Genomic DNA, 24,605 nt, shown 5'->3' on the forward strand with positions numbered 1-24,605 from the left:
AAATTGCAGGCTTTCGCCCGGAGGTCGAGCAGAGCAGACTGGTTAGGTCTGCCTTGCTAGCCGCAGGGGCTCGCTGGCGAGCAAGATGGAGGCGCCTGTCGCTCCCATCCGAATAGAAGGAGACGGAATCGTGTCCACGGTGAACAGCTTCGGTGCCAAGAGCACCCTGACGGTCGGCAGCACCGACTACGAGATCTTCCGCATCGACACGGTGCCCGGTTTCGACAAGCTCCCTTTCAGTCTCAAGGTCCTCCTCGAGAACCTGCTTCGCACCGAGGACGGCGCGAACGTGACGAAGGCGCAGATCGAAGCCCTGGGCTCCTGGGATGCTGCGGCAGACCCGAGCACCGAGATCCAGTTCACGCCGGCCCGTGTGGTCATGCAGGACTTCACCGGCGTCCCGTGCATCGTCGACCTCGCCACCATGCGCGAGGCCGTGACGGCGCTCGGCGGCGATGCGAACAAGATCAACCCGCTCTCGCCCGCCGAGATGGTCATCGACCACTCGGTGATCGCCGACCTCTTCGGCTCGGAGAACGCTCTCGAGCGCAACGTCGAGATCGAGTACGAGCGGAACGGCGAGCGCTACCAGTTCCTGCGCTGGGGCCAGACGGCCTTCAGCGACTTCAAGGTCGTTCCCCCGGGGACCGGCATCGTGCACCAGGTGAACATCGAGCACCTGGCCAAGGTCATCTACGACCGCGACGTCGACGGCGTGCTGCGCGCATACCCCGACACCTGCGTCGGCACCGACTCGCACACCACCATGGTGAACGGTCTGGGCGTGCTCGGGTGGGGTGTCGGCGGCATCGAGGCAGAGGCCGCGATGCTGGGTCAGCCCGTGTCGATGCTCATCCCGCGCGTCGTCGGCTTCAAGCTCTCGGGCGAGATCCCGGCCGGTGTCACGGCGACCGATGTCGTGCTCACGATCACCGACCTGCTGCGCAAGCACGGCGTCGTCGGCAAGTTCGTGGAGTTCTACGGCGAGGGCGTCGCATCCGTGCCGCTCGCGAACCGCGCCACCATCGGCAACATGTCGCCCGAGTTCGGTTCGACCGCGGCGATCTTCCCGATCGACGACGTCACCCTCGACTACCTGCGCCTCACCGGCCGCAGCGAAGAGGCCGTCGCTCTGGTCGAGGCCTACGCCAAGGAGCAGAAGCTCTGGCACGACGCCTCGCAGGAGCCCGTCTTCAGCGAGTACCTCGAGCTCGACCTCGGCACCGTGGTGCCGTCGATCGCCGGCCCGAAGCGCCCGCAGGACCGCATTCTCCTGTCCGAGGCCAAGTCGCAGTTCGAGCAGGACATCCTCGCCTACGCCTCGGCGTCGACGTCGGACTCGCTCGTCGATCTCGAGTCGAAGCACTCCTTCCCGGCATCCGACCCCGGTTCGGTCCCCGGTGAGGAAGAGCCGACCACGACTCGCCCCGTGCACATCAACAGCGGTGCTCCGGCGAACGCGTCGAAGCCCGTGCCGGTCACGACCCCCTCGGGCGAGAAGTACATCCTCGACAACGGTGCGGTCACCCTCGCCGCGATCACCTCGTGCACGAACACCTCGAACCCGTCGGTGATGATCGCCGCGGGTCTGGTGGCCCGCAAGGCGCTCGAGAAGGGGCTCAAGCAGAAGCCGTGGGTCAAGACCACGCTCGGCCCGGGTTCCAAGGTCGTCACCGACTACTACGAGAAGTCCGGCCTCGACAAGGACCTCGAAGGTCTCGGCTTCTACACCGTCGGCTACGGCTGCACCATCTGCATCGGCAACTCCGGTCCGCTGATCGAGGAGGTCTCTGCGGCCATCAACGATCACGACCTCGCCGTGACCGCAGTTCTCTCCGGAAACCGCAACTTCGAGGGACGCATCAGCCCCGATGTCAAGATGAACTACCTCGCCAGCCCGCCGCTGGTGATCGCCTACGCACTCGCCGGATCGATGCACTTCGACTTCGAGAACGACGCGCTGGGCAAGGGAACCGACGGCGAAGACGTCTTCCTGAGGGACATCTGGCCCACCCCGGCCGAGGTCCAGGAGCTCGTCGACTCGTCGATCTCCCGTGAGCAGTTCATCAAGCAGTACTCGACCGTCTTCGACGGCGACGAGCGCTGGCGCAGCCTGCCCACGCCGGACGACGACATCTTCCAGTGGGACGAGAACTCGACGTACGTGCGCAAGGCGCCGTACTTCGACGGCATGACGATGGAGCTCACCCCGGTGCGCGACATCGAGGGCGCGCGGGTCATGGCGACCCTGGGTGATTCGGTCACCACCGACCACATCTCGCCCGCCGGCAACATCAAGCCGGGCACGCCCGCGGCGCAGTACCTCACCGAGCACGGCGTCGATCGCAAGGACTTCAACTCCTTCGGATCGCGTCGCGGCAACCACGAGGTCATGATCCGCGGAACCTTCGCGAACATCCGCCTGAAGAACGTCATGGTCTCGGCCGTCAACGACGGCCAGGTCGTCGAGGGTGGCTTCACCCGTGACTTCACGAAGCCCGGCGGACCGCAGTCGTACATCTACGACGCGAGCATGAACTACCAGGAGCAGGGCACGCCCCTCGTCATCTTCGGTGGCAAGGAGTACGGCTCCGGCTCGTCGCGAGACTGGGCGGCCAAGGGCACGAGCCTGCTGGGCGTCAAGGCCGTCATCACCGAGAGCTTCGAGCGCATCCACCGCTCGAACCTCATCGGCATGGGCGTCGTCCCGCTGCAGTTCCCCGCCGGGGAGAGCTGGGAGTCGCTGGGTCTCGACGGCACCGAGGTCGTCTCGATCTCGGGTCTGGAAGAGCTCAACAACGGTGTGACGCCGAAGACGGTGCGGGTGACCGCGACGCCGACCGAGGACTCACCCGAGGGCAAGCAGGTCGTAGAGTTCGACGCCGTCGTCCGGATCGACACCCCCGGCGAGGCGGACTACTACCGCAACGGCGGAATCCTGCAGTACGTGCTGCGCTCGCTGGTCTGATCACAGCGACATCAGGGGCCCGGTTCTTCGGAACCGGGCCCTTTCGCGTGTGCACGGGCGGTGTCAAGGGGCGAGGCGTTCTCCGAGCTTTCCCGGGTGGTCGCGGTAGGATCGATCAGGCTTCGAACCGGAATCGGATGCCGCCAATGGTGCCTATGAGGAGGTGCAGATGCCCATTCTTCCGAGCATCTCAGGACCCCGTGATCTCGACTCCTTGTCTGCGGAGCAGCTCATCGAACTCGCCGGCGAGGTCCGCGAGTTCCTCGTCGAGAACGTGTCTCGCACCGGTGGACACCTGGGGCCGAACCTCGGTGTGGTCGAACTGACGATCGCCCTGCATCGGACCTTCTCCTCGCCCGATGACCCGTTCATCTTCGACACCGGCCACCAGTCCTATGTGCACAAGCTGCTCACGGGCCGACAGGACTTCTCGTCTCTCCGCGTCCGCGGCGGCCTCGCGGGCTATCCCCAGCGCGGCGAGAGCGCGCACGACGTGGTCGAGTCCTCCCACGCCTCGAGCTCCCTCAGCTGGGCCGACGGGGTTTCCCGTGCGCTGACCGCGACCGGTCGCGGCGATCGTCACGTGGTCGCGGTGGTCGGCGACGGCGCCCTCACGGGTGGTATGACGTGGGAGGCCCTCAACAACATCTCCGATGACAACGACCGGAACCTCGTGATCGTGGTCAACGACAACGGACGCTCCTACGCTCCGACCATCGGCGGGATGTCCCGGTACCTGAACCGGGTGCGCACCGCCGCGGCCTACAAGGAGCTGCACCACAAGTCGGATCGGCTCTTCCGGGCGTTCGGCCCCGTCGGCCGCGCGGTCTTCAGAGGCGTGCGTGGGGGCACGCACGGATTCCTGTCGCGCTTCACGAACAACGAGGCGCTGTACTCCAACCTCGACATCAAGTACCTCGGTCCGGTCGACGGGCACGACCTGCCGGCACTCCTCGAGACACTCGAGCTCGCGAAGTCCTATGGCGCTCCGGTGATCGTGCATGCGATCACGGAGAAGGGGCGCGGATACCAGCCCGCCCGGGATGATGAGGCCGACCAGTTCCATGCTGTCGGGCGCATCGATCCGACCACCGGCGAGACGCTCTCCTCGAGCGGCACCGGCTGGACCGACGTCTTCTCCGACGCCCTGGTCTCGGTCGGCGAGCGTCGCGATGACGTCATCGCGATGACGGCGGCGATGCTGCGTCCCACGGGACTCGCTCCGTTCGCCGAGCGGTTCCCCGACCGGGTGTACGACGTGGGGATCGCCGAGCAGCATGCTGTGGCCTCCGCCGCGGGTCTCGCGTTCGGCGGGCTGCACCCCGTCGTGGCCCTGTACGCGACGTTCATGGGACGCGCGTTCGACCAGGTCCTCATGGACGTCGCATTGCATCGCGCGGGCGTGACCTTCGTTCTCGATCGCGCGGGCGTCACCGGGCCGGACGGACCCAGCCACCACGGGATGTGGGATCTTGCGATGCTGCAGATCGTCCCGCACATCCGCATCGCCGCGCCTCGAGACGGGGCGCGCCTCACGGAGGCTCTCGACGAGGCAGTCCTCGTGGACGACGCTCCCACGGTCATCCGATTCCCCAAGGGTGACGTCGCACCCGAGCTGCCCGCGATCGAGCGCCTGCACGATGGTGTGGACGTGCTGGCGAGAGGAGAGTCCGAGGACGTCCTCCTGGTGGCCATCGGCCCGTTCGCGGCTCTCGCGATGGATGTCGCCGAGCGGCTCCGAGCGCAGGGCATAGGCGCGACCGTGATCGACCCGCGATGGGCGATCCCCGTGCAGCCCTCGATCGTGAGCATGGCCGCGCGGCATCGACTCGTGATCACCATCGAGGACGGCATCCGCGTCGGCGGCATCGGCACTCGCGTGCGTCAGGTGCTTCGCGAAGCGGGCATCGACACGGCCGTCGACGAGCTCGGGCTGCCGGACGAGTTCATCGATCATGCGTCGAGGGACCAGATCCTCGCCGACGCAGGCCTCACCGCGTCGAAGATCGCGCAGGACGTCGTCTCTCAGGTGCTCGGAACACGTATCCCTGTCGCTCGCGACGCGGGCGCGAACGGGACGGTCGACGTGCCGCTCCACGAGCGGCGCTGAGCGGCTTCATAGGTCGCACGTCGGCACGCGACCGCGGGGTTGCAGAGCACCCGACGGATCAGTTCAAGGCGTGGAGGGCGGCGACGGCCTGAGCTCCGCGATCAGAGTCACGGAGCGCGGTCGAGAGCAGGTAGCCGTCGGTCAGCGCATCGCCGGTGACCATGACGCGCACGAGTTCGACTCCGCACGCGCGGCGCACCTCGTCGGCACTGGCTGCGATCACGCGGGTGTTGATCTCGTCGTTGTGCGGCAGGTCCGCGCCGTCGAGCCCGCGGATGACGTCGCGCAGCGCCGCGCCGACGATGTTCGAGGCGCGTTCTTTGACGTTGACGACGTCGAGTTCGAAGACCCGCAGATCTCGCCCGGTCGGGATCGGACGCCATTCGAAGGATGCATGCACACGGTGCTGGTGCCCGTTGGCCCCGGTCATCTCCCGCGCGGGCAGATCGGTGGCCCGGCACCGCACATCGATGAGCCGGTACCAGTAGAAGAGCGGGAATGCGCCGTGCGATCCCGGGTCGAGCACGACGACCTCACCGACCGCTCCGCCGCGCGACGTGGGACGACGCTGCGGGCGGTTCCGGATGATCGGCTTGCCGTTGCGAGTGCGGATCGCCGCCCACCCCTCGTCGACCGTGACGATGAAGATCTTCAACAGCGCCGGCACGACCAGCAGAATCGTGAGGATCGCCGTGCCGGTCTTGAAGAGGCCCGACATTCCCTTGCCACCCAGCATCGAGAGGAGCATGTCCATGCCACCACTGTGCCTCCTCCAGCGCACGCGGATCACCATCTTCGACGCGGAGGCGGAGGTGTTCATGCGCTGTTCCGCACGCGTTACCCCGCCTGCCGCGAGGTGGATACGGTGCGCGCGGATCGCGACGGTCGCGGCGTCGTCAGAAGAGCGCGGAGAGGGTCTCGGCGACGACGGATTCGACGCGTGACCGCTGGCGCTCTCGGTCCTCATCGACGAGTCCGACGCGAGTGCGTCGATCGAGCACGTCGTCGGCGGTGAGTGCGCCCTCGGCACGGACCGCGAACTCGATGGTGGCGCGCGACAGGCGCTCACCGGGCGCGGTGTCCTCACCCGGGCTGGCAGTGTCCGTGAGCCGCAGGGAGGCCGTGCTGCCGGCGCCCGCGTCGAGTCCGGCGGTGTGCACTGCAAGGTCGACTGCATCCTCTGCCATGCGCCGGTAGGTGGTCAACTTGCCACCGAGGACGCTGATGAAACCCTTCTGGGAGACGGTGACGAGGTGACGCCGCGAGATGTCCGCCGTCGAGAGGGCGCCCGTGTCGACGAGCGGGCGCAGCCCTGCGAAGGAGCCCCGCACCTGACCCCGACTGATCGGCGCCGCGAGCACTCGGTTGAGGGTGGCGAGCAGGAACGCGATCTCGCCCTCCGTGGCCGCCGGCACGCGCGGCACGGGTCCGGGAGCATCCTCGTCGGTGAGCCCGACTATCACCCGTCCGTGCTGCTGAGGCAGCGCGAACACGTAGCGGCTGATCGAGCCCTCGTGGGGGATCGTCAGCGCCGTCGAGGGATCGCCGAGATCGGCGGCATCGAGCACGATGTGGGTTCCACGGCTGGGACGCACCGTGATCGACTCATCGAGGCTCCCGGCCCAGACACCGGTGGCATTGACGACCGCCCGCGCACGGATCTCCAGGCGCTCCTCCGTCAGCACGTCCTGCGCTGTCGCGCCATCACTGCGCAGTTCGAGCGCCCGTACCCGTGTGAGGATGCGAGCACCGCGACTCGCCGCTGTCCTGGCGACAGTGACGACGAGGCGGGCATCGTCGACGAGCTGCCCGTCGTACGACAGCATCCCGCCCCGTAATCCGGTGTGCGAGAGTGCGGGAACGAGGCGCTGAGCCGTTCGAGCCGAGACCAGGCGGGGCGGCGGCAGAATCCGGCTCGGTGTGCGTGCTCGCATGCGGAGCAGGTCTCCCATAGCCATCCCGATCGACCCGGCTGTACGCTGGCGCGCCGTCACCCCGGTCGCGAAAGGCAGAAGCTGCCCGAGCGGACGGATCAGGTGCGGCGCGATCCGTGTCATCAGCAGGTGGCGCTCGACGGCGCTCTCCTTCGCGGTGGCCACGTCTCCCGTCGCCAGGTAGCGAAGTCCACCGTGCACGAGCTTGGAGCTGAACCGGCTGGTGCCGAACGCGAGGTCTTCAGCCTCGAGAAGCGTGACGCTCAGGCCCCGTGCTGCGGCGTCGAGTGCGACGCCCGCGCCTGTGATGCCTCCGCCGATCACGAGGATGTCGACCGTCTCCTCCCCGGCCCGAAGGAGCTCGGCGGCCCGACGCGCTGCGTTGAGATCGGGGGAGTGAGCGGTCATGGCCTGAGCAGCCCATCGAGCGCGGCCCTCAGCTCGCGCTCCCAGGCATTCTCTGAGAAGAGCTCAGAGACCGTTCCGTGCGAGAGCACCGCCGATTGGGCGATGAGCAGCAGCATGACCGCGATCTCGTCAGGAGCTCCTGCGCGCACAGAGCCGCCACGCTGTGCCGTGCCGACAGCCGTGGCCAGCCAGCCCAGGATCAGTCGCTGACTCGATCCCACCCGCTGCAACGTGTACCGGGTGAATGCCTCCGGTTCCTCAGCGAGAAGCTGCCCGTACACCGCGTCGGCGCGGAAGAGCGCGGAGAAGCGGAGAACATCGTCGACCAACTCGTGTCGGGTGGTCGCATGCGCGGGGAACTGCTCGAGGATCCTCGCGACCCTGCGGAGTAGAGCTGCGCGTACGACATCATCGGCATCGCTCCAGCTGCGGTAGATCGTGGGACGGCTGTGACCGGCACGCCGAGCGAGCTCCGCGATCGTCACGCCGCGCACACCCCGGCGTCCGATCAGCGCATCGGCCGCATCGAGGATGCGCGACTGGGTGGGATCCCAGTCGGGCTGTCGGCCGGCCTCGATAGGGACGGTCACTTGACGTTCTTCCATGATCTGTCACACTGTAACGCATGAGTGGAGAGAACGGCAGGGTCGCCGTGCGGTCGGAGATGCGGTGGAACGGCTGGGGTGAACCTGCCCGGGCATCGGATCTGCCGCGGGCGGTGCGGATGCTCCTGCCGTTGCTGCTCGGACGCGTGCGGAAGCCCGCAGCGGCGGTGGATCTCGCCGAGGTGCGGCTCGAGCCGTCGTCGCTTCAGGAGGACGATCTGCAGGAGCTCGGGTCGATCGTCGGAGCGGAGCACGTCGAGACTGCGGACGAGTCTCGGATCCGCCATGCGGGTGGGCGCTCGACACCTGACCTGCTCAGACGGCGAAGGTGCGAGCAGGCGTCCCCGGACGCCGTCGTGCTGCCGGGGAGTCACGCCGAGGTCGTGGACGTGCTCCGCGCGTGCGCCGGGCGAGGGATCGCGGTCATACCGTTCGGCGGCGGCACGAGCGTGGTGGGCGCTCTCGACCCCGAGCGCGGCGCGCACCGCGGGGTGATCAGCCTGGATCTGCGGCGCCTCTCCGGCCTCATCCGCCTCGATGAGGTGAGCCGCGAGGCGTGCATCGCAGCCGGCACCACGGGGCCCGACGCCGAGGCGCTGCTGGCCGCACAGGGCTTCGAACTCGGCCATTATCCGCAGAGCTTCCGCTACGCCACCATCGGCGGATTCGCCGCGGCGCGCTCCTCCGGGCAGAACTCCGCCGGTCACGGACGATTCGACTCCATGGTCACCGGGCTCAGAGTCGCGACCCCGACAGGTGACATCGAGCTCGGCCGGTCACCGGGTTCCGCAGCCGGGCCCGATCTCATCAGGGTGTTCCTCGGGTCGGAGGGCATCTTCGGGGTGATCACCGAGGTGCGGGTGCGAGTCCATCCGGTGCCGCGAGAGCGCATCCTCGAGGCGTGGAGATTCCCCGACTTCCCGCAGGGCGTCGACGGACTGCGACTGGTGACCCAGAACGGCGGGGGCCCCACCGTCATCCGTCTCTCCGACGAGGCAGAGACCGCTGTCAGCCTCGCTCAGGTGGGCCGGATCGGGAAGGCACTCACGACAGGTGCGAGCATCGTCACCGTGTACGAGGGCGACGGCATCGCCGAGCGTCGAGCACGCACCTCCGAGATCCTGACGGCGGCGGGCGGAGTGTCGTCCGGAGAGGGCGCTGCGGAGGGATGGCTCGACGGTCGATTCGACGGTCCCTACCTGCGTGATTCCCTGCTGGATGCGGGGGTGTTCTGCGAGACACTGGAGACCGCCACGACCTGGTCGAACCTGAAGCACCTCAGAACGGAGATCACGGCCACTCTCCGCCGTGGATTCGCGGAGGCCGGTGCCAGATCGTACGTCATGTGCCACGTCTCGCACGTCTATCCCACCGGCGCATCGCTGTACTTCACCGTGCTCGCGAACCTCCGGTCCGACCCCCTGGAGGCGTGGGCGGGGATCAAGCGACAGGTGAACGATTCGATCATCTCGGCGGGTGGCACCATCAGCCATCACCACGCCGTCGGTCGCGATCATGCCCCATGGCTCGAACAGGAGATCGGCGAGACGGGGGTGCGGATCCTGGCGGCCATCAAACGGGAGCTCGATCCGACGTGGATCCTCAACCCGGGCGCAGTCATCACGTCAGATCGGGCGGGCCGACGTGGCTGAGCACGTCGCGGTGCTGTCGAATCCCTTCGCCGGCAAGGGGCGCGGCGCTCGAGAGACCGAGGCCGCACTCGCGCATCTGCGCGCGCGGGGCGTGGATCTTCGGGTCTACACGGGAGAGTCGGCTGCATCCAGCCGGATTCTGGTGGCACGGGCGCTCCTGGAGAGTCCTCGGATGCTCGTCATCGTCGGAGGTGACGGCACGTTGTCCGGCATCCTCGACCCAGTGTGCGCGGCCGGCATCCCCGTCGTCCTTGTGCCTGCAGGCACCGGCAACGACCTCGCGAGAGCTCTGGGCCTGCCCCGCCGCGACCCGGTCGCCGCAGCCGAGCTCGCCCTGACCGGCGTGCCGCGCGCGATCGACGTCGGCGAGGTCCGCGCCGCGGGCCGGATCGACCCCTTCCTGACGATCGCCGCTCTCGGATTCGATGCGAAGGTCAGCGATCGAACCAACAGGCTGCGCTGGCCGCACGGTGTGCTGCGCTACTACCTCGCGCTGGTCGTGGAGCTCGTGCGTCTTCGCCCGATGGAGTTCACGGTCTCCGTCGACGGCGAGCCGCCCGTCCGCACCCCGGGAACGCTCGTCGCGGTGGGCAACACCGAGAGCTACGGAGGAGGTATGCCCCTGTGCGCCGGAGCCGCCGCAGATGACGGATTGCTGGACATCGTGCAGGTCGCTCCGCTGACACGGCTCCGACTGCTGCGCCTGTTCCCTCTGCTGCTGCGCGGAGTGCATCTCTCGAGACCTGAGGTGACCCGGCGCCAGGCGCGCTCCGTGACGGTGAGCGCCCCAGGACTCGTCGTCTACGCCGACGGAGAGCGGATCGCCGAGAACGAGTGCACCATCGGAATCCGCCGGTCGGCTCTGACGATCCTCGTGCCCGCTGCTCCGGGGCGGCAGTCATGAACGACACGTCACGAGAGCCGCAGCGCGACCTCGCCTTCGACGAGGAGGTCGTCGTCATCGGCTCGGGCTTCGGTGGTTCGGTGGCCGCACTGCGACTGGTGGAGAAGGGATATCGCGTCCGCGTGTACGAGGCAGGTCGTCGCTTCGAGGACGAGGACTTCCCGAAGACCAATTGGAACGTCCGACGCTATCTCTGGGCACCGAAGCTCGGCTGCTTCGGCATCCAGCGCATCCATCGACTGCCGCACGTGATGATCCTCGCGGGAGCAGGGGTCGGCGGGGGGTCTCTCAACTACGCCAACACGCTGTATCAACCCAGCGGCGCGTTCTTCGACGACCCGCAGTGGAGTGCTCTCGCCGACTGGGAGACCGAGCTCGCTCCGCACTATGCGACGGCGAAGCGCATGCTCGGAGTCGTCGAACGCTATCCGCACACCGGCCCGGTCGAGCGCATCATGGCAGGCGCGGCCGACGACCTCGGCGTGGGCAGCACGTTCCGCCATGCACCGGTCGGCGTGTGGTTCGGAAAGCCCGCCGAACGCACGCCCGACCCTTTCTTCGGCGGGGAGGGGCCGGACCGCACAGGCTGCACGCTCTGCGGAAACTGCATGGTCGGATGCCGTGTCGGTGCGAAGAACACACTGATGAAGAACTATCTCGCCCTGGCCGAGAGGCGTGGCGTCGTCATCGAGGCGATGCGCACCGTGACCGAGGTGCGTGCACTCCCCGGCGGTGGCTTCGCCGTGACGACGGAGCGGAGCGGAGCATGGTTCCGACGAGAGCTGCGCACGGTCCGCGCGCACCAGGTGGTGCTCGCGGCGGGCACCTGGGGCACGCAGCAGCTGCTGCACCGGATGAAACACGCCGGGGCGCTTCCTCACGTGTCCGAGGCTGTCGGCCTCCTCACCAGAACGAACTCGGAGGCTCTCGACGGCGCCGTCGCCGTCGAGGTTCCCCCGTCTCTCGAACTCGCGCGCGGAATCGCGATCACGACGTCCTTCCACATCGATGCGAACACGCATGTCGAGAATGTGCGATACGGGCCGGGATCGAACCTCATGGGAGCGCTCGCGTCGATCATGGTACCCGGCGACCGCGGACTCGGACGTCGGCTGGCGAGCCTGCTGGGGCAGTTCCTGCGTGCGCCGATCCGTCAGCTGCGCCTGGGGTCGCTTCGTCGCTGGAGCGAACGCGGCATCATCGCGCTGGTGATGCAGACCGTCGACAACTCCCTCTCGCTGTCGCTGCGGCGGCGGCTCGGGCGGCTGGTCATGACCAGCGCCCAGGGGCACGGTGCACCGAACCCCAGTCATCTGCCACAGGCACATCGTGCGGCCGCGGCGATCGCGGCGCGCGTCGAGGAAGAGGGCGGCATCCCGGCCGCGGCGCGAGGATCCTGGCCCGAGGTGTTCGGCATCCCGCTGACCGCACACTTCCTCGGAGGTGCGGTGATCTCGTCCAGCTCCGAGACCGGCGTGGTCGATCTCTACCATCGAGTGTGGGGTCATCCGGGGCTGCACATCGTCGACGGCGCCGCAGTGCCGGCGAACCCCGGGGTGAACCCCTCGCTGACGATCGCCGCGCTCGCTGAGCGGGCCATGTCGTACTGGCCGCGCGTGGGCGAGCCTGACTCACGTCCTCCGCAGTAGACGCGAAGAAGGGGGCCGCGAGAACGCGACCCCCTTCGATCCCTCGGATCAGCGGTTCTCGATGCCGCGGATCTGCGGGGTGTGGAAATCGCCGCCGAACGCCCGCTGCGAGGCGCCCTCTCGGTCGAGGTAGGGCGAGGCCCCACCGTCGATGAACGGCCAGCCGGCGCCGAGGATGAGGCACAGGTCGATGTCCTCGACCTCGGGCACGACCCCCTCGTCGAGCATGAGCTTGATCTCGCTCGCGAGACCGTCCTGCACGCGCTGCAGGATCGTCTCCGCCGAGGCCGGTGTCTTGCCGACGGCGGGCTTCAGCAGCTTCTCGGCCTGCTTCGTCCAGCCGGTCACGCGTCCGCCCTTGTCCTTCTCGATGACCGCGTCGAGCTCCGCGAGAGCGTGGAAGTTCTCGTTCGCGTAGAAGCGTTCCGGGAACGCGTGCGCCATCGTGTCCTGCACGTGGGCGGCGACCTTCCATCCGACCAGATCGATCAGCTGGAAGGGTCCCATCGGCAGACCGAGAGGCGCGAAGGCCTTCTCGACATCCGTGATCGGAGTGCCCTCGTACACCGCGCGGGCGGCTTCGCCCATGACCTTCGCCAGCAGACGGTTCACCACGAAGCCCGGCGCGTCGGCGGTGAGGACCGCGTTCTTGCCGAGACTCTTCGCGACGACGAAGGCGGTCGACAGCGCCGGCTCCGAGGTCGTCGGCGTCTTGACTATCTCGATCAGCGGCATCACCGCGACCGGGTTGAAGAAGTGGAAGCCGACGAGACGCTCGGGGTGAGTGAGCTTCGCGCCGATCTCCTCGACTGAGAGCGACGAGGTGTTGGTCGCCAGGATCGCGTCCTCGGCGATGATCTTCTCGATCTCGCCGAACACCTGCTGCTTGACGCCGACCTCCTCGAACACGGCCTCGATGACGAAGTCGCAATCCGCGTACAGACTCTTGTCGGTCGTGCCGGTGACGAGCGCACGCAGCTTGTTCGCGGAGTCCGCGTCCAGGCGACCCTTGCCCTCGAGCTTGCCGATCTCCTCGTGGATGTAGGCCACGCCCTTGTCGACGCGCGCCTGGTCGAGGTCGGTGATCAGCACCGGCACCTGCAGTTTGCGCACGAACAGCAGCGCGAACTGGCTCGCCATGAGCCCCGCGCCGATGATGCCGACCTTGGTGACCTTCTTGGCGAGAGTCTTGTCCGGCGCGCCGACGGGCCTCTTCGCACGCTTCTGCACGAGGTCGAAGGCGTACATGGATGCCGCGAACTGGTCGCCCGTCACGAGTTCTGCGAGAGCTTCGTCCTCGCGAGCGAAACCCTCGGCCTTCGTTCCGCTCTTCGCCCTGTCGAGCAGGTCGAGCGCGGCATACGGGGACTTCGGAACGGTGCCGATCTTCGACTCGAGCATGCCACGAGCCATCTTGATGGCGATCGGCCACTTGGTGAGTCGCTCGATCTTGCCCGGCTCGTTCTTGCGCTCGACCTTCCTGCCGCCGAGAACGGCGTCGGCCCAGGCCAGCGAGTTCTCCAGGTAGTTCGCCGCGGGGAAGATCGCGTCGACGATCCCCAGATCGAAGGCCTGCTGCGGCTTCAGCATCCGGTTCTGCTTGAGCGGGTTCGAGATGACGACCTCGAGGGCGTTCTCGATCCCGATCAGGTTCGGGAGCAGGTAAGCGCCACCCCAGCCGGGGATGATGCCGAGGAAGACCTCGGGCAGCGCGATAGCCGCGGCGGAGGCGTCGACCGTGCGGTAGCTGGAGTTGAGCGCGATCTCCAGGCCGCCACCGAGCGCGAGGCCGTTCACGAAGGCGAACGACGGGACGCCGAGCTCACCGAGCTTGCCGAGGACCGTGTGACCGAGCTGGGCGATCAGGCGGGCGTTGTCACGCGAGCCGACCTTGCTGATGTCGGAGAGGTCGGCACCGGCGGCGAGGATGTACTGTTTGCCGGTGATGCCGACCGCCTGGATCTCGCCGGCCGCAGCGCGCGCGGCGAGGGCGTCGAGTGTCTCGCCGAGCGCGGTGAGGGTGGCAGGTCCCAGGGTGTTCGGGCGGTTGTGGTCGCGTCCGTTGTCGAGAGTGATCAGTGCGAGCACCTTGCCTGAGGCGAGACGGATGTCACGCACGGGAGAGTGCGTGATCACCTCGCCGTCGGTGAGGGCCTGGATGGGGGAGAAGTCGACGTTCGCGTACTGCTCGGAAATCGAGTGGGCCATCGGGCTTACTTCCTCTTCTTGCCGTCGTAGTGCGGGTTCTCCCAGATGACGGAGCCGCCCTGTCCGAGTCCGACACACATGGCCGTCAGGCCGTAGCGCACGTCGGGTCGCTCGGCGAACTGCGCCGCGAGCTGGATCATCAGGCGCACGCCGGATGCCGCGAGCGGGTGACCGAGTGCGATCGCGCCGCCCCACTGGTTGACACGGGGGTCGTCGTCGGCGATGCCGAAGTGATCGAGCAGGGAGATGACCTGAATCGCGAAGGCCTCGTTGAGCTCGAACAGCCCGATGTCGGCGATCGTGAGGCCGGCCTTCTGCAGTGCCTTCTCGGTCGAGGGGATCGGTCCGATGCCCATGATCTCGGGCTGCACGCCGGCGAAGGCGAAGGAGACCATGCGCATCTTCGGTGCGAGACCGAACTCCTTCACGGCTCCGCCTCCGGCGAGCAGCGACATGGTCGCGCCGTCGGTGAGCGGAGACGAGGTCCCAGCAGTCACACGACCGTGCGGACGGAAGGGCGTCTTCAGAGCCGCGAGATCCTCCATCGTGGTCTGCGGACGACGGCCCTCGTCTTCAGTGGCGAGACCCCAGGCGCCGTCGGCGCCCTTGGTCGCGACGGACACCAGGTCGGGCTGGATCTTCCCTGCGTCGTACGCCGCCTGGACCTTGTGCTGGCTGAGCATCCCGAACCGGTCGGAGCGCTCCTTGGTCAGGTGCGGGAAGCGATCGAAGATGCGCTCGGCCGTGACGCCCATGTTCAGAGCACCGGGGTCGACCATGCGCTCGGCGACGAAGCGCGGGTTGGGATCGGCGTTGGCGCCAATCGGGTGGTGGCCCATGTGCTCGACACCGCCGGCGAGAGCGAAGTCGTACATGCCGACGCCGATCGACGCGCCCATGGTCGTGACACTGGTCATCGCGCCGGCGCACATCCGCTCGACCGCCAGTCCCGGCACCGTCTGCGGAAGCCCCGCGAGGATCGCCACGGAGCGGCCGAGGGTCAGACCCTGGTCTCCGGTCTGGCTGGTCGCGGCGATGGCGACGTCGTCGATGCGGTCAGCCGGGACGGCTGCGTTCCGCTCCATGAGGCCGATGGTCGCCTTGACGGCGAGGTCATCAGCGCGGGTGTTCCAGTACATGCCCTTTTCGCCGGCGCGCCCGAAGGGGGTGCGCACTCCATCGACGAAGAAGACGTCCGAGATCTCGGCCACTCTGCCTCCAAGTTTGTGCGGTGGCCTCAGTCTATGGAGGGCCGGAAACGGGGAGGAATCGGTTGGATCGAACCTACGAAGCGTCTGAGGGGGCCTCGTCGGGGGTTTGCGCTGCTTCTACAAAGGCGTCGGCAATCTTCTGTGCAGTCTGTGCAATCTGCCAGGGGCGGGCACCGAGGGCGGCGAGCGCCTCGCCGATCGCTTCGGGCGTGGTTCCCGGCACGTCCCATGCCACTCGACGGAGGTGATCGGGGGTCAGGAGGTTCTCCGTGGGCATGCCGAGCTCTTCAGCCGTGGCCTCGACGACGGGTCGAGCAGCCTTCAGACGAGCATCGGCCTCGGGATTGCGGTCAGACCATGCACGCGGCGGCGGCAGCGTGTCGCTCGGAACACGTTCACGGGGGAGCTCCTCCGTGGCACGTCCGTCGATCATCGCCTGCCACCAGCGATCGAGCTGTGTGCGGCTCGCCCGACCTTGGAATTCCTTGACTCCCGCGAGGGCCTGCTTGCTCTGCGGGTTCGCGAGCACGGCCGCGATCAGCGAGCGATCCGGCACCAGACGCCCAGGAGAGACATCCTGATCCTGCGCGAACGCCTCACGGGCCTGCCACAGCGATCGAGCGACGGCCAGGTTGCGTGCACCCCGCACCTGGTGGAGACCGCTCAGTCGACGCCAGGGGTCCTCCCGAGGAGGCTTGGGAAGCCGGGTGAGCGTGGCGGCGAACTCCTCGGCCGCGTACTCGGTCTTGCCCTGCTCTTCGAGCTCTGCCTCCAGCGCCTCGTAGACGTCGATGAGGTGCAGCACATCGAGCGCAGCGTACTCGAGCCAGGCTGCGGGCAGCGGCCTGGTCGACCAGTCCGCGGCGGAATGCTCCTTCTTGAGGGTGATGCCGAGCGAGTTCTCCACGACCGCGGCGAGACCGACACGTTCGTGACCCAGCAGACGGGATGCGAGCTCGGTGTCGAAGATGCCCCGCGGCAGCAGATCGAGCTCGCGAAGCGAGGGGAGGTCCTGGCTGGCGGCGTGGAACACCCAGAGCACGTCGCCGATCGCCTCCTGCAGCGGGCTGAAGTCGCCGAGCGCGGGAGGGTCGAAGAGGAAGACCCCGGCGTCACGACGGAACACCTGCACGAGATATGCCCGCTGTGAATAGCGGAATCCGGATGCCCTCTCGACGTCGACGGCGACAGGACCTGTGCCTGCGGCCAGTGCGGCGCATGCCGCATGGAACTCCGAGACGTCGGAGATCACGGAGTATTCAGTCACGTGCTGCCTTTCGCGCGCCGATAACGGCGATGCCCTCGGAACCAGGCGGAAGACCCGCCAGCATCCCGACCAGTTCGACCCAGGCCTCGACATGGGGTGTGAAGGGGCCCTCGGGTGTCCAGGACGCCCTCAACTCTATCTGTGCGCCGTCGCCTTCGACCGCGAGGCCCCCGAAGCCCTTCGACAGGGTCTTGGTCGATGTGCCGGAGGCGGAGTGGTATCCGGCGCCCCTCGAATCGAGCGCGTCGACGAGCCACGACCACGTGACGTCAGCGAGCAGAGGGTCGGTGCCGATCTCCGTCTCGAGCGGTGCCTGGGCGAAGATCACTATCCGCCAATCGCCGTCCCACGCTGCCGGATTGTCGGGATCATGCAGCAGCACGAAGCGTCCGGTGCCGTACGCGGACTCCCCGTCGTCGTCCGGGCGGACGTCGGCGGCGAGCGCGAGGGCGTGCGGGGCGAGGCCCTGCGGAGTGGGTATCTCGCGGATGGTGATGTCTGCGCGGAAGGCGATATCGCGCAGTTCGGCCACGGCGGCGTCGAAGATCGTCCCGGCATCGGGGTGTGCGGTCACGGCAACAGGCTAGAGTCAGGAAGCGATGAAGAGTCTCAGGCACGCCGTTGCACTCCTTGTCCCTGCACTGCTCGCTCTCGGGACGGCGCTGGCCCTGCTCGTCTTCAGCGTCGCACGCCGGGTCGTCAAGCCTGCCGCACGCCCCGCGAATGCAGAGATCCTCGCCGTGGACACCGGCGCGCAGACGATCGAGCTCACGCGGACACGAGATACCGAGCTGCCGGGGCGGTACGGCCTCTTCACGTCGGGAACCTACGGCTACGTCAAGCTCGGTGCTGTGCTCAGCGCGGACGCGACGACCGTGCGGCGCAAGCTGCTCACGCAGATCGAGCCCGGCGCCCGGGTAGACAGGACCGCGGCGTTCAGCGGCTGGTACTACTCCACACCCAGCGAGCTGCATCTGCCTTGGCAGAACGTGCTCATCGGGTCGCCCGCCGGCCCCTGCCCGGCGTGGCTCTTCCCGGCCGAGTCATCGACGTGGGTCATCCAGGTGCACGGCCGCGGCGTCACCCGCGCCGAGTGCCTTCGCGCAGTTCCGGTGCTGCACGCCGCAGGCTTCCCGAATCTCGTCGTGTCCTATCGGAACGACGGGGAGGCTCCGCGCAGCAGAAGCGGTGCGTACGCGCTGGGGGCCGCCGAGTGGCGCGACGTCGATGCAGCGGTCTCTTTCGCCCTACGCCATGGTGCTGAACGGGTGATCCTGATGGGGTGGTCGATGGGGGGAGCCGTCTCGCTGCAGACCGCCCTCAACTCGGGCAACCGCGATCGCATCGCCGGACTGATCCTCGAGTCGCCCGTGATCGACTGGCGCAGCGTGCTGCGCTTCCAGGCCAGGGAATCGGGCATGCGAGCGCCGCTGCCGGATCTGGCGATGAGCGCGCTGTCCGTTCCGTTCACCGCGCGGCTCAGCGGCGCGGAGAACGCGATCCCGTTCGACAGCCTCGACATGGTGGCGCGAGCCCATGAGCTGACGGTGCCGATCCTCATCCTGCACAGCGACGACGACGGATTCGTGCCGGCCGACGCATCGCATGCGCTCCAGCAGGCCCGCCCTGATCTCGTCACCATGCCGGCGTTCTCCGGTGCGCGGCACACCAAGATCTGGAACTACGACCAGATCGGCTGGAATGACGCCATCACCGGATGGCTCGCAGCCCGGGGATTCAGCGCTTCTGCCTGACCTGCTTCTTGGCTCGCATGAGCATGCCCGTCATCCCGCCGATCCGCAGCGGCGACACCGCTCTGGTGAGTCCGATCGACTGCGGGTAGTCATCGGGGATCGCCAGGACCTCGTCGGCGGTGAGACCGGTGATGCCCTGCACGAGGATGCTGGCGAAGCCACGCGTGGTCGGAGCCTCGGGCGGAGCCGTCGCGTGCATCGTGACCACGTCGTCGTTCACCTCGACATAGATGTAGACGGGGGACTGGCATTCTGCGACGCGCTCGCACATCTCGGGGTGGTTCGCGACCTCCTCGGAGACCTCGGGCAGTTCGTCCGAATACTCCAGCAGGAGCAGCAGGCGATCCGCCTCCGGGGTCTCGAGGAATCCGTCGCGGATCTCGGCGAGGGTGTCAGGAACTTCGCTCATGCTCATCCCTGCCATCCTTCCACGGTCAGAGGGATCCGGGCTCCGATCCGGTGACGATCGGAACGCGCACCGCGCTGCCCCACTCGGTCCAGGAGCCGTCGTAGTTGCGCACGTTCTCGAATCCGAGCAGGTGCTTGAGCACGAACCAGGTGTGGCTGGATCGCTCACCGATGCGGCAGTAGGCCACGACCTCGTCGCCGTCTGCGAGTCCGGCGCCGTCGCGGTAGATCGCGTCGAGCTCCGTGCGCGACCGGAAGCCGCCGTCCTCGGCGACGGCCTTCGCCCACGGCACGCTCTGAGCCGTGGGGATGTGTCCTGCGCGCAGAGCACCCTCGTCGGGGTACGCCGGCGCGGTGGTGCGCTCACCGCTGTATTCCTCAGGGGAGCGCACGTCGATCAGGGGGCTGCCGATGTGGGCGAGGACGTCTTCCTTGTAGGCCCGGATCGCCGAATCGTCGCGTTCCACGACGGGGTAGTCCGTCGGAGTGATCTGGGGCGCGTCGCGGGTGATCTCGCGACCCTCGCCGATCCAGCGGTCGCGCCCGCCATCGAGCAGTCGCACATCCTCGTGACCGAACAGCGAGAAGACCCAGAGCGCGTAGGCCGCCCACCAGTTGTTCTTGTCGCCGTAGATCACGACGGTGTCGTCGCGGGAGATCCCCTTGCTGCTGAGGAGTGTGGCGAATCCCTCGCCGTCGACGTAGTCGCGAACGACCGGGTCGTTGAGCTCGGTGTGCCAGTCGACCTTCACAGCGCCCGGGATGTGACCCGTCTCGTAGAGCAGCACGTCCTCGTCGGATTCGACCACGACCAGGCCGGGCGTGCCGAGGCGTGCAGCCAGCCACTCGGTGGTGACGAGCCGGCCGGGCTCGGCGTACTCGGCGAACTTCGATGAAGTGGTGTCGAACTCGATGGCCACAGGGATCTCCTCAGACGGTGAGCGGCGATGATGCAGGGGGTGACGGCGTAATGTGGAGCCGATACTTCGACGATAGATCCACGCCGTGCGCCCTGCACCCGATTCGTAAGACTTCGACACAGGTGCGCCCCCGACACAGGACCGTGATGACCGACACGCCCACCCGCACGGGCATCGTGCACCTGACCGATCGCCAGCCGACCGTGACCGGCCCAGAGATGCTCGCAAGCCTCGTTCCACCGCCGCAGTTCGACGGCGCGACGTTCGAGAGCTATCGCGCTGATGACGCGTACCCCTCGCAGGAGGAGGCCAAGGAGACGCTGATCCGCTTCGCCGGGAAGGGCGCTCCAGTGAAGCGGGGCGGCTTCTTCAGCCGGGCGAAGAAAGAACCGGAGGTGAAGCCGGGCGTGTATCTCGACGGAGGGTTCGGCGTCGGCAAGACGCACCTGCTCGCGTCGATCTATCACGCGATGCCTGCGCGCAGGAAGTACTTCGGGTCATTCATCGAGTACACGGCTCTGGTCGGTGCACTGGGATACAAGAACACCGTCGACCTGCTCAAAGGCGCCGACCTGCTCTGCATCGATGAGTTCGAGCTCGACGACCCGGGCGACACCATGGTGATGACACGCCTGATCGGCGAACTCGTGCCGACCGGCACCAGACTCGCTGCGACCTCGAACACGCCGCCGAACGCGCTGGGTGAAGGACGCTTCGCGGCTCAGGACTTCCTCCGTGAGATCCATGCGATGTCCGACAGCTTCCAGACGATCCGCATCGACGGCGTGGACTTCCGTCAGCGCGCACTCGACGGACACGCCGTGGTCAGCGACGACGACGTCTACGGTCGCGCGATCGAAGAGGGTGCGGGCAGCGGAACCGCATCCGACGACGCGTTCGCAGATGTGATCCGTCACCTCGCCCGCGTGCACCCCTCGCGCTACCTCCGCATCATCGCCGGGCTCGACCTCGTGGGCCTGCGCGATGTGCAGGTTCTGACCGATCAGTCCGAGGCGCTGCGCTTCGTCGCGTTCGTCGACCGTGTCTATGACGCGCAGATCCCCATCGTCGCCACCGGTGTGAGCCTCGATCAGGTGTTCGCGCAGGAGATGCTGAGCGGCGGATACCGCAAGAAGTACCTGCGTGCCATCTCCAGACTCAATGCACTTACACACGCGGATCGCAGTGTCGCGTAACGCGATGTTCACACGAGAGTCGTCTCTGTAACGCCACCGCAACAAACTTCACGCATACCGGAAATCGGGCCTCGTCACACTGAAGCTCTCAGTTTCCCGAATGTGAGGTTTGACTATGGATGCTCCAGGCAACATCTCCTGGGCGATCACCGCGACCGCCCTAGTACTGCTCATGACGCCCGGCGTCGCCTTCTTCTACGGCGGTCTGGTCAAGGCCAAGAGCGTCGTCAGCATGATGATGATGAGCTTCGGCTCGATCGGCCTCGTCGCCGTTCTGTGGATCCTCTTCGGATTCTCGATGAGCGCCGTCGACAGCCCCACCGCCTTCGCAGGCAACCCCTTCGCCGACATCGGCCTCTCCAGCCTCGCTTCCGGTGAGGGCTCGAACGTCGCACTTCTCGGAGTCGCATACGGTGCGACCTTCGCGATCATCACCGTCGCGCTGATCTCGGGCGCCATCGCCGACCGTGCGAAGTTCGGCAGCTGGCTGATCTTCGCAGGCGTCTTCGCCACGGTCGGATACTTCCCGGTCGCCGCATGGGTCTGGGGCGGCGGGTGGATCATGAACCTCGGAACCACGCTGTTCGGTGAGGACAGCGGCATCGGCGTCATCGACTACGCCGGTGGTACCGCTGTGCACATCAACGCGGGCGCTGCAGCACTGGCCCTCGCGATCGTCCTCGGCAAGCGCATCGGCTTCCAGAAGGGCATCCTCAAGCCGCACAACGTGCCGCTGACCCTCCTCGGTGCCGCGCTGCTGTGGTTCGGCTGGTTCGGCTTCAACGCCGGTGCCGAGTGGCTCGCAGAGGACATGGGCGGCGTCGGACTCATCGGTCTGAACACGCTCGGCGCAACCGCGGCCGCGATCCTCGGCTGGATCCTCATCGAGAAGATCAAGGACGGCAAGCCCACGTCGGTGGGCGCAGCGTCCGGTGCCGTCGCCGGTCTCGTCGCCATCACGCCCGCCTGCGCCAACCTGACCCCGGGCTGGTCGCTGCTCCTCGGTGCCGTCGCCGGTATCGTCTGCGCACTGGCGGTGGAGCTGAAGTTCCGCCTCGGCTTCGACGACTCGCTCGACGTCGTCGGCATCCACCTCGTCGGTGGCCTCATCGGAACTCTCTACCTCGGCTTCTTCGCCACCGGCACCGGCCTGTTCGTCGGCGGTGACGGTCGCCAGCTCGCTGTCCAGGTGATCGCCGCGCTCGGTGTCCTGATCTACTCCTTCGTCGTCGCCTTCATCATCGGCTTCGCGATCGAGAAGACGATCGGCTTCCGCGTCACCAGCGAAGACGAGATCGCCGGTGTCGACCAGGTCGTCCACGGCGAAGAGGGATACGCGCTGGCCGACGCCTGAACTGCCGTTAGGGTGACCGTGTGAGCAACTCGAACGGCATCCTGGCAAGACTCGCGGAGATCCTCTTCACAGCGCTGGGATCTGACCGGGCGTCTCGGACGAACAATCGTCCGAGACGCCCGGTCTCGCGTGTGCGCACCTCTGACGAGGTGCGCTCCGCTGCATCCGGCACGAATGATCCGCCGCGCGGAACGGGGACCGTGCGCATCGATCCCGACCGGATCCAGGCGCTCCGCATCGGCTACGCACCCGACCGGGACGGTGCGCCGGACGCCGGTGAGATCATCTGGACGTGGGTGCCGTACGAGGAGAACGACGGCAGGGGCAAAGACCGACCGGTGCTCGTGATCGGTCGCGAATCCGCCGATCGCGTGTATGCGGTGCGGATGACGAGCAAGGCCCATGACGGCGATCGTGACTACCTGTCGATCGGTTCCGGAGCCTGGGACTCGCAGGGGCGGGAATCCTGGGTCGACATCGAGCAGCTCTACAGCGTGCACGAGACCGGGCTGCGCCGTGAGGCCGCGGTGCTCGACCGGTCACGCTACGGTCGGGTCGCCTCCGCGCTCACGCGGCGATACGGCTGGGCGAGCGCCTGAGCACCTGACTCCTGCAATCCGTTCGGCGAACCGCTGCGAACCATCTGTGAGTCGCAGCACGCGACGACACCACAGGAGGAATCATGCGTTTCATCCCCACCAAGGTCCACGGAATTCTCGACTACGTCGTCGGCGTGGCGCTGATCGCTGCTCCGTGGCTGTTCGGCTTCGCGAGCGTCGGCGGCCCCGCCGTGATCATCCCGATCGTGCTCGGCGTCGGACTCATCGTCTACAGTCTGTTCACGAAGTACGAGTGGGGCCCCTTCGGCTTCATCCCGATGCCCGTCCACCTCGTCTTCGACATCGTCGCGAGCCTCTTCCTGGCGCTGTCGCCCTGGATCTTCGGGTTCTCGACCGAGGCGCCCAACGTGTGGGTCCCGCACGTGGTGGTGGGTGTCGCCGTGATCGTCGTCGTGCTGTTCTCGCAGCCCCAGCCCGCGAGCGTCAAGGCCACCGCTCGCGCCTGATCCCTCAGAACTCTGAAGCCCCGCACGGAACGTCGGCCCCGTGCGGGGCTTCAGTTCTGCAGCGACGCGCTCACCCAGCGTGCGTACAGCTGCCAGGGATCACCAGCCGCGCGAAGCCCCGCGATGTGGGAGGAGAGAACAGGGGTGAGCGTGAACCACTCGCCCCCTTCTCGGGCCTCCGCGAACTCCCGGTGCCTCGCCTGCTCCACATCCCGACCCCCACGCTCGAAGGCCAGGAGCTCTTCGTGACGGATGCTGGAGAGGCGCTGACGGGGACGACGGCTGGTGCCGATCTTCACTCGGCGGTCGTAGCGGATGTAGTAGACGACCTCGATCACCGGCCGCGGCAGTCCCGGATCCGGCGAGTCCCCGTATCGCCATCCGCACCACGCGCACATCAGAGCGGCACCCACGCGCACCGCATCCGCGTGGCCGCACAGCGAGCAGGGGGTGGGGAGCTGGATGGCCGGCACGGTCGGCACGTTACCGGCATCCACCGACGTCAGACCTCGCCTCTACGCCTCTTCAATCCGCGGGGCACCCAGTTCCACCAGGTGAAGTGGTGATCGCCCTGCTCGATGTCGAACACCTGTCCGCACACGGTGCACTCGCAGAGGTAGGTCATCGACCAGCCGGGTTCACTCGTGGAGAGGATCCGGATGTGCCCGTGCGCTTCCTCCTTGCGCGGGTCGTGCGTGAGCAGGCCAGGGTAGACGGCGCACCAGCACTTCCCGTCGCGATACTGCTCGAGCTTGAGGAGTGCGTGCTCGAGGTTGGCGTTGTTCGAATAGACCATCCCACCCAGATCGAGCCTCGTCGCCTCACGCCTGAGCTGAGGGAGGGCCCCGACAAGAGGGTCGAGAGTCTCGGCATCTCTGGAGTGGATCGTCTCCCACACTGCGTGCATCACGCGGCTGCGGTCGTCGGAGAGGAAATCGTCCAGCAGGGTCGTCACTCCGTCAGGCTAACAATGCGTGCCCGGACCGCACTG

The 24,605-nt window shown here is 67.4% G+C and carries 21 protein-coding genes; 10 read left to right on the forward strand and 11 right to left on the reverse strand.

Translation table 11 applies throughout. The features are described from left to right. Nucleotides 1-130: 130 nt before the first annotated feature. Nucleotides 131-2,968, forward strand: coding sequence for an aconitate hydratase (locus ACIP5T_RS02000; protein ID WP_400860167.1), 2,838 nt, complete (start codon nt 131-133; stop codon nt 2,966-2,968). A 169-nt stretch (nt 2,969-3,137) separates the two neighbouring features. Then, complete coding sequence (dxs, locus tag ACIP5T_RS02005) at nt 3,138-5,078, forward strand: 1-deoxy-D-xylulose-5-phosphate synthase (RefSeq protein ID WP_400860169.1); 1,941 nt, start codon at nt 3,138-3,140, stop codon at nt 5,076-5,078. A gap of 58 nt (nt 5,079-5,136) precedes the next feature. Here the strand turns inward: dxs and ACIP5T_RS02010 are convergent, their stop codons facing one another. The 3 genes from ACIP5T_RS02010 to ACIP5T_RS02020 form a co-directional block, all read right to left on the reverse strand. Further along, nucleotides 5,137-5,898: an SPFH domain-containing protein gene (locus tag ACIP5T_RS02010; protein ID WP_400860171.1), complete on the reverse strand. Its 762-nt coding sequence runs from the start codon at nt 5,896-5,898 to the stop codon at nt 5,137-5,139. A gap of 76 nt (nt 5,899-5,974) precedes the next feature. Next, nucleotides 5,975-7,420, reverse strand: coding sequence for an FAD-dependent oxidoreductase (locus tag ACIP5T_RS02015; protein WP_400860172.1), 1,446 nt, complete (start codon nt 7,418-7,420; stop codon nt 5,975-5,977). Further along, on the reverse strand, nt 7,417-8,010 hold the full coding sequence (locus tag ACIP5T_RS02020) for a TetR/AcrR family transcriptional regulator (RefSeq protein WP_400860174.1): 594 nt from the start codon (nt 8,008-8,010) through the stop codon (nt 7,417-7,419). Before ACIP5T_RS02020 ends, ACIP5T_RS02015 begins: the two co-directional genes overlap by 4 nt. A gap of 35 nt (nt 8,011-8,045) precedes the next feature. Between ACIP5T_RS02020 and ACIP5T_RS02025 the strand changes: the two genes are divergently transcribed. The 3 genes from ACIP5T_RS02025 to ACIP5T_RS02035 are packed head-to-tail and all read left to right on the forward strand — an operon-like array spanning nt 8,046 to nt 12,230. Then, nucleotides 8,046-9,677, forward strand: a complete 1,632-nt coding sequence (locus ACIP5T_RS02025) for an FAD-binding oxidoreductase (RefSeq protein ID WP_400860176.1) — start codon at nt 8,046-8,048, stop codon at nt 9,675-9,677. Next, nucleotides 9,670-10,581, forward strand: a complete 912-nt coding sequence (locus tag ACIP5T_RS02030) for a YegS/Rv2252/BmrU family lipid kinase (RefSeq protein ID WP_400860177.1) — start codon at nt 9,670-9,672, stop codon at nt 10,579-10,581. Before ACIP5T_RS02025 ends, ACIP5T_RS02030 begins: the two co-directional genes overlap by 8 nt. Further along, entirely contained in the window at nt 10,578-12,230 is a 1,653-nt protein-coding gene (locus ACIP5T_RS02035) for a GMC oxidoreductase (protein WP_400860179.1), read from the forward strand. Before ACIP5T_RS02030 ends, ACIP5T_RS02035 begins: the two co-directional genes overlap by 4 nt. A 48-nt stretch (nt 12,231-12,278) precedes the next feature. On the opposite strand, the gene ACIP5T_RS02040 is transcribed toward ACIP5T_RS02035, so the two are convergent. The 4 genes from ACIP5T_RS02040 to ACIP5T_RS02055 form a co-directional block, all read right to left on the reverse strand. Continuing rightward, entirely contained in the window at nt 12,279-14,438 is a 2,160-nt protein-coding gene (locus ACIP5T_RS02040; RefSeq protein ID WP_400860180.1) for a 3-hydroxyacyl-CoA dehydrogenase NAD-binding domain-containing protein, read from the reverse strand. A gap of 5 nt (nt 14,439-14,443) precedes the next feature. Further along, nucleotides 14,444-15,649, reverse strand: coding sequence for a thiolase family protein (locus ACIP5T_RS02045; protein WP_400860181.1), 1,206 nt, complete (start codon nt 15,647-15,649; stop codon nt 14,444-14,446). 73 nt (nt 15,650-15,722) lie between these two features. Continuing rightward, nucleotides 15,723-16,916 (reverse strand): ribonuclease D, encoded by a 1,194-nt coding sequence (locus ACIP5T_RS02050; RefSeq protein WP_400860183.1) that lies wholly within the window; start codon nt 16,914-16,916, stop codon nt 15,723-15,725. After that, nucleotides 16,909-17,490 carry a DUF3000 domain-containing protein gene (locus ACIP5T_RS02055; protein ID WP_400860184.1) on the reverse strand — a complete coding sequence of 194 codons (582 nt, stop codon included), beginning with the start codon at nt 17,488-17,490 and terminating at the stop codon, nt 16,909-16,911. The genes ACIP5T_RS02050 and ACIP5T_RS02055 overlap by 8 nt, the downstream gene beginning before the upstream one ends. A 25-nt stretch (nt 17,491-17,515) precedes the next feature. Between ACIP5T_RS02055 and ACIP5T_RS02060 the strand changes: the two genes are divergently transcribed. Continuing rightward, nucleotides 17,516-18,670: an alpha/beta hydrolase family protein gene (locus tag ACIP5T_RS02060; RefSeq protein WP_400860186.1), complete on the forward strand. Its 1,155-nt coding sequence runs from the start codon at nt 17,516-17,518 to the stop codon at nt 18,668-18,670. Here ACIP5T_RS02060 and ACIP5T_RS02065 read toward each other — a convergent pair. Together ACIP5T_RS02065 and ACIP5T_RS02070 are read right to left on the reverse strand one after the other, a co-directional pair. Continuing rightward, the gene (locus ACIP5T_RS02065; protein WP_400860188.1) at nt 18,654-19,085 is read right to left on the reverse strand and encodes a SufE family protein; all 432 of its coding nucleotides are present in this window, start codon (nt 19,083-19,085) and stop codon (nt 18,654-18,656) included. The genes ACIP5T_RS02060 and ACIP5T_RS02065 overlap by 17 nt on opposite strands. A 19-nt stretch (nt 19,086-19,104) precedes the next feature. Next, on the reverse strand, nt 19,105-19,998 hold the full coding sequence (locus tag ACIP5T_RS02070; RefSeq protein ID WP_400860190.1) for a sulfurtransferase: 894 nt from the start codon (nt 19,996-19,998) through the stop codon (nt 19,105-19,107). Between the two features lie 146 nt (nt 19,999-20,144). Here ACIP5T_RS02070 and zapE point away from each other — a divergent pair, with 146 nt between their 5' ends. From zapE to ACIP5T_RS02090, 4 genes are all read left to right on the forward strand, one after another. Further along, nucleotides 20,145-21,194: a cell division protein ZapE gene (gene zapE, locus ACIP5T_RS02075; protein ID WP_400860192.1), complete on the forward strand. Its 1,050-nt coding sequence runs from the start codon at nt 20,145-20,147 to the stop codon at nt 21,192-21,194. Nucleotides 21,195-21,309: 115 nt separating this feature from the next. Next, nucleotides 21,310-22,548: an ammonium transporter gene (locus ACIP5T_RS02080; RefSeq protein ID WP_400860194.1), complete on the forward strand. Its 1,239-nt coding sequence runs from the start codon at nt 21,310-21,312 to the stop codon at nt 22,546-22,548. A gap of 20 nt (nt 22,549-22,568) precedes the next feature. After that, nucleotides 22,569-23,147, forward strand: coding sequence for a type II toxin-antitoxin system PemK/MazF family toxin (locus ACIP5T_RS02085; RefSeq protein ID WP_400860195.1), 579 nt, complete (start codon nt 22,569-22,571; stop codon nt 23,145-23,147). An 83-nt stretch (nt 23,148-23,230) separates the two neighbouring features. After that, nucleotides 23,231-23,614 (forward strand): SPW repeat protein, encoded by a 384-nt coding sequence (locus ACIP5T_RS02090; RefSeq protein ID WP_400860197.1) that lies wholly within the window; start codon nt 23,231-23,233, stop codon nt 23,612-23,614. A 50-nt stretch (nt 23,615-23,664) separates the two neighbouring features. On the opposite strand, the gene ACIP5T_RS02095 is transcribed toward ACIP5T_RS02090, so the two are convergent. After that, entirely contained in the window at nt 23,665-24,087 is a 423-nt protein-coding gene (locus ACIP5T_RS02095; protein WP_400860199.1) for a GIY-YIG nuclease family protein, read from the reverse strand. A gap of 29 nt (nt 24,088-24,116) precedes the next feature. After that, nucleotides 24,117-24,569: a hypothetical protein gene (locus ACIP5T_RS02100; RefSeq protein WP_400860200.1), complete on the reverse strand. Its 453-nt coding sequence runs from the start codon at nt 24,567-24,569 to the stop codon at nt 24,117-24,119. Nucleotides 24,570-24,605: the final 36 nt, after the last annotated feature.

The organism is Microbacterium sp. NPDC088619 (assembly GCF_044752825.1).
Lineage (GTDB): Bacteria > Actinomycetota > Actinomycetes > Actinomycetales > Microbacteriaceae > Microbacterium.

What these genes read in the sequence shown, in the direction of transcription:
- ACIP5T_RS02090 (WP_400860197.1), top strand. Translation starts at nt 23,231, where the DNA reads ATGCGTTTCATCCCCACCAAGGTCCACGGAATTCTCGACTACGTCGTC.
- ACIP5T_RS02080 (WP_400860194.1), top strand. Translation starts at nt 21,310, where the DNA reads ATGGATGCTCCAGGCAACATCTCCTGGGCGATCACCGCGACCGCCCTA.
- ACIP5T_RS02025 (WP_400860176.1), top strand. Translation starts at nt 8,046, where the DNA reads ATGAGTGGAGAGAACGGCAGGGTCGCCGTGCGGTCGGAGATGCGGTGG.
- ACIP5T_RS02040 (WP_400860180.1), bottom strand. Translation starts at nt 14,438, where the DNA reads ATGGCCCACTCGATTTCCGAGCAGTACGCGAACGTCGACTTCTCCCCC.
- zapE (WP_400860192.1), top strand. Translation starts at nt 20,145, where the DNA reads ATGACCGACACGCCCACCCGCACGGGCATCGTGCACCTGACCGATCGC.
- ACIP5T_RS02060 (WP_400860186.1), top strand. Translation starts at nt 17,516, where the DNA reads ATGAAGAGTCTCAGGCACGCCGTTGCACTCCTTGTCCCTGCACTGCTC.
- ACIP5T_RS02015 (WP_400860172.1), bottom strand. Translation starts at nt 7,420, where the DNA reads ATGACCGCTCACTCCCCCGATCTCAACGCAGCGCGTCGGGCCGCCGAG.
- dxs (WP_400860169.1), top strand. Translation starts at nt 3,138, where the DNA reads ATGCCCATTCTTCCGAGCATCTCAGGACCCCGTGATCTCGACTCCTTG.
- ACIP5T_RS02065 (WP_400860188.1), bottom strand. Translation starts at nt 19,085, where the DNA reads ATGAGCATGAGCGAAGTTCCTGACACCCTCGCCGAGATCCGCGACGGA.
- ACIP5T_RS02010 (WP_400860171.1), bottom strand. Translation starts at nt 5,898, where the DNA reads ATGAACACCTCCGCCTCCGCGTCGAAGATGGTGATCCGCGTGCGCTGG.
- ACIP5T_RS02035 (WP_400860179.1), top strand. Translation starts at nt 10,578, where the DNA reads ATGAACGACACGTCACGAGAGCCGCAGCGCGACCTCGCCTTCGACGAG.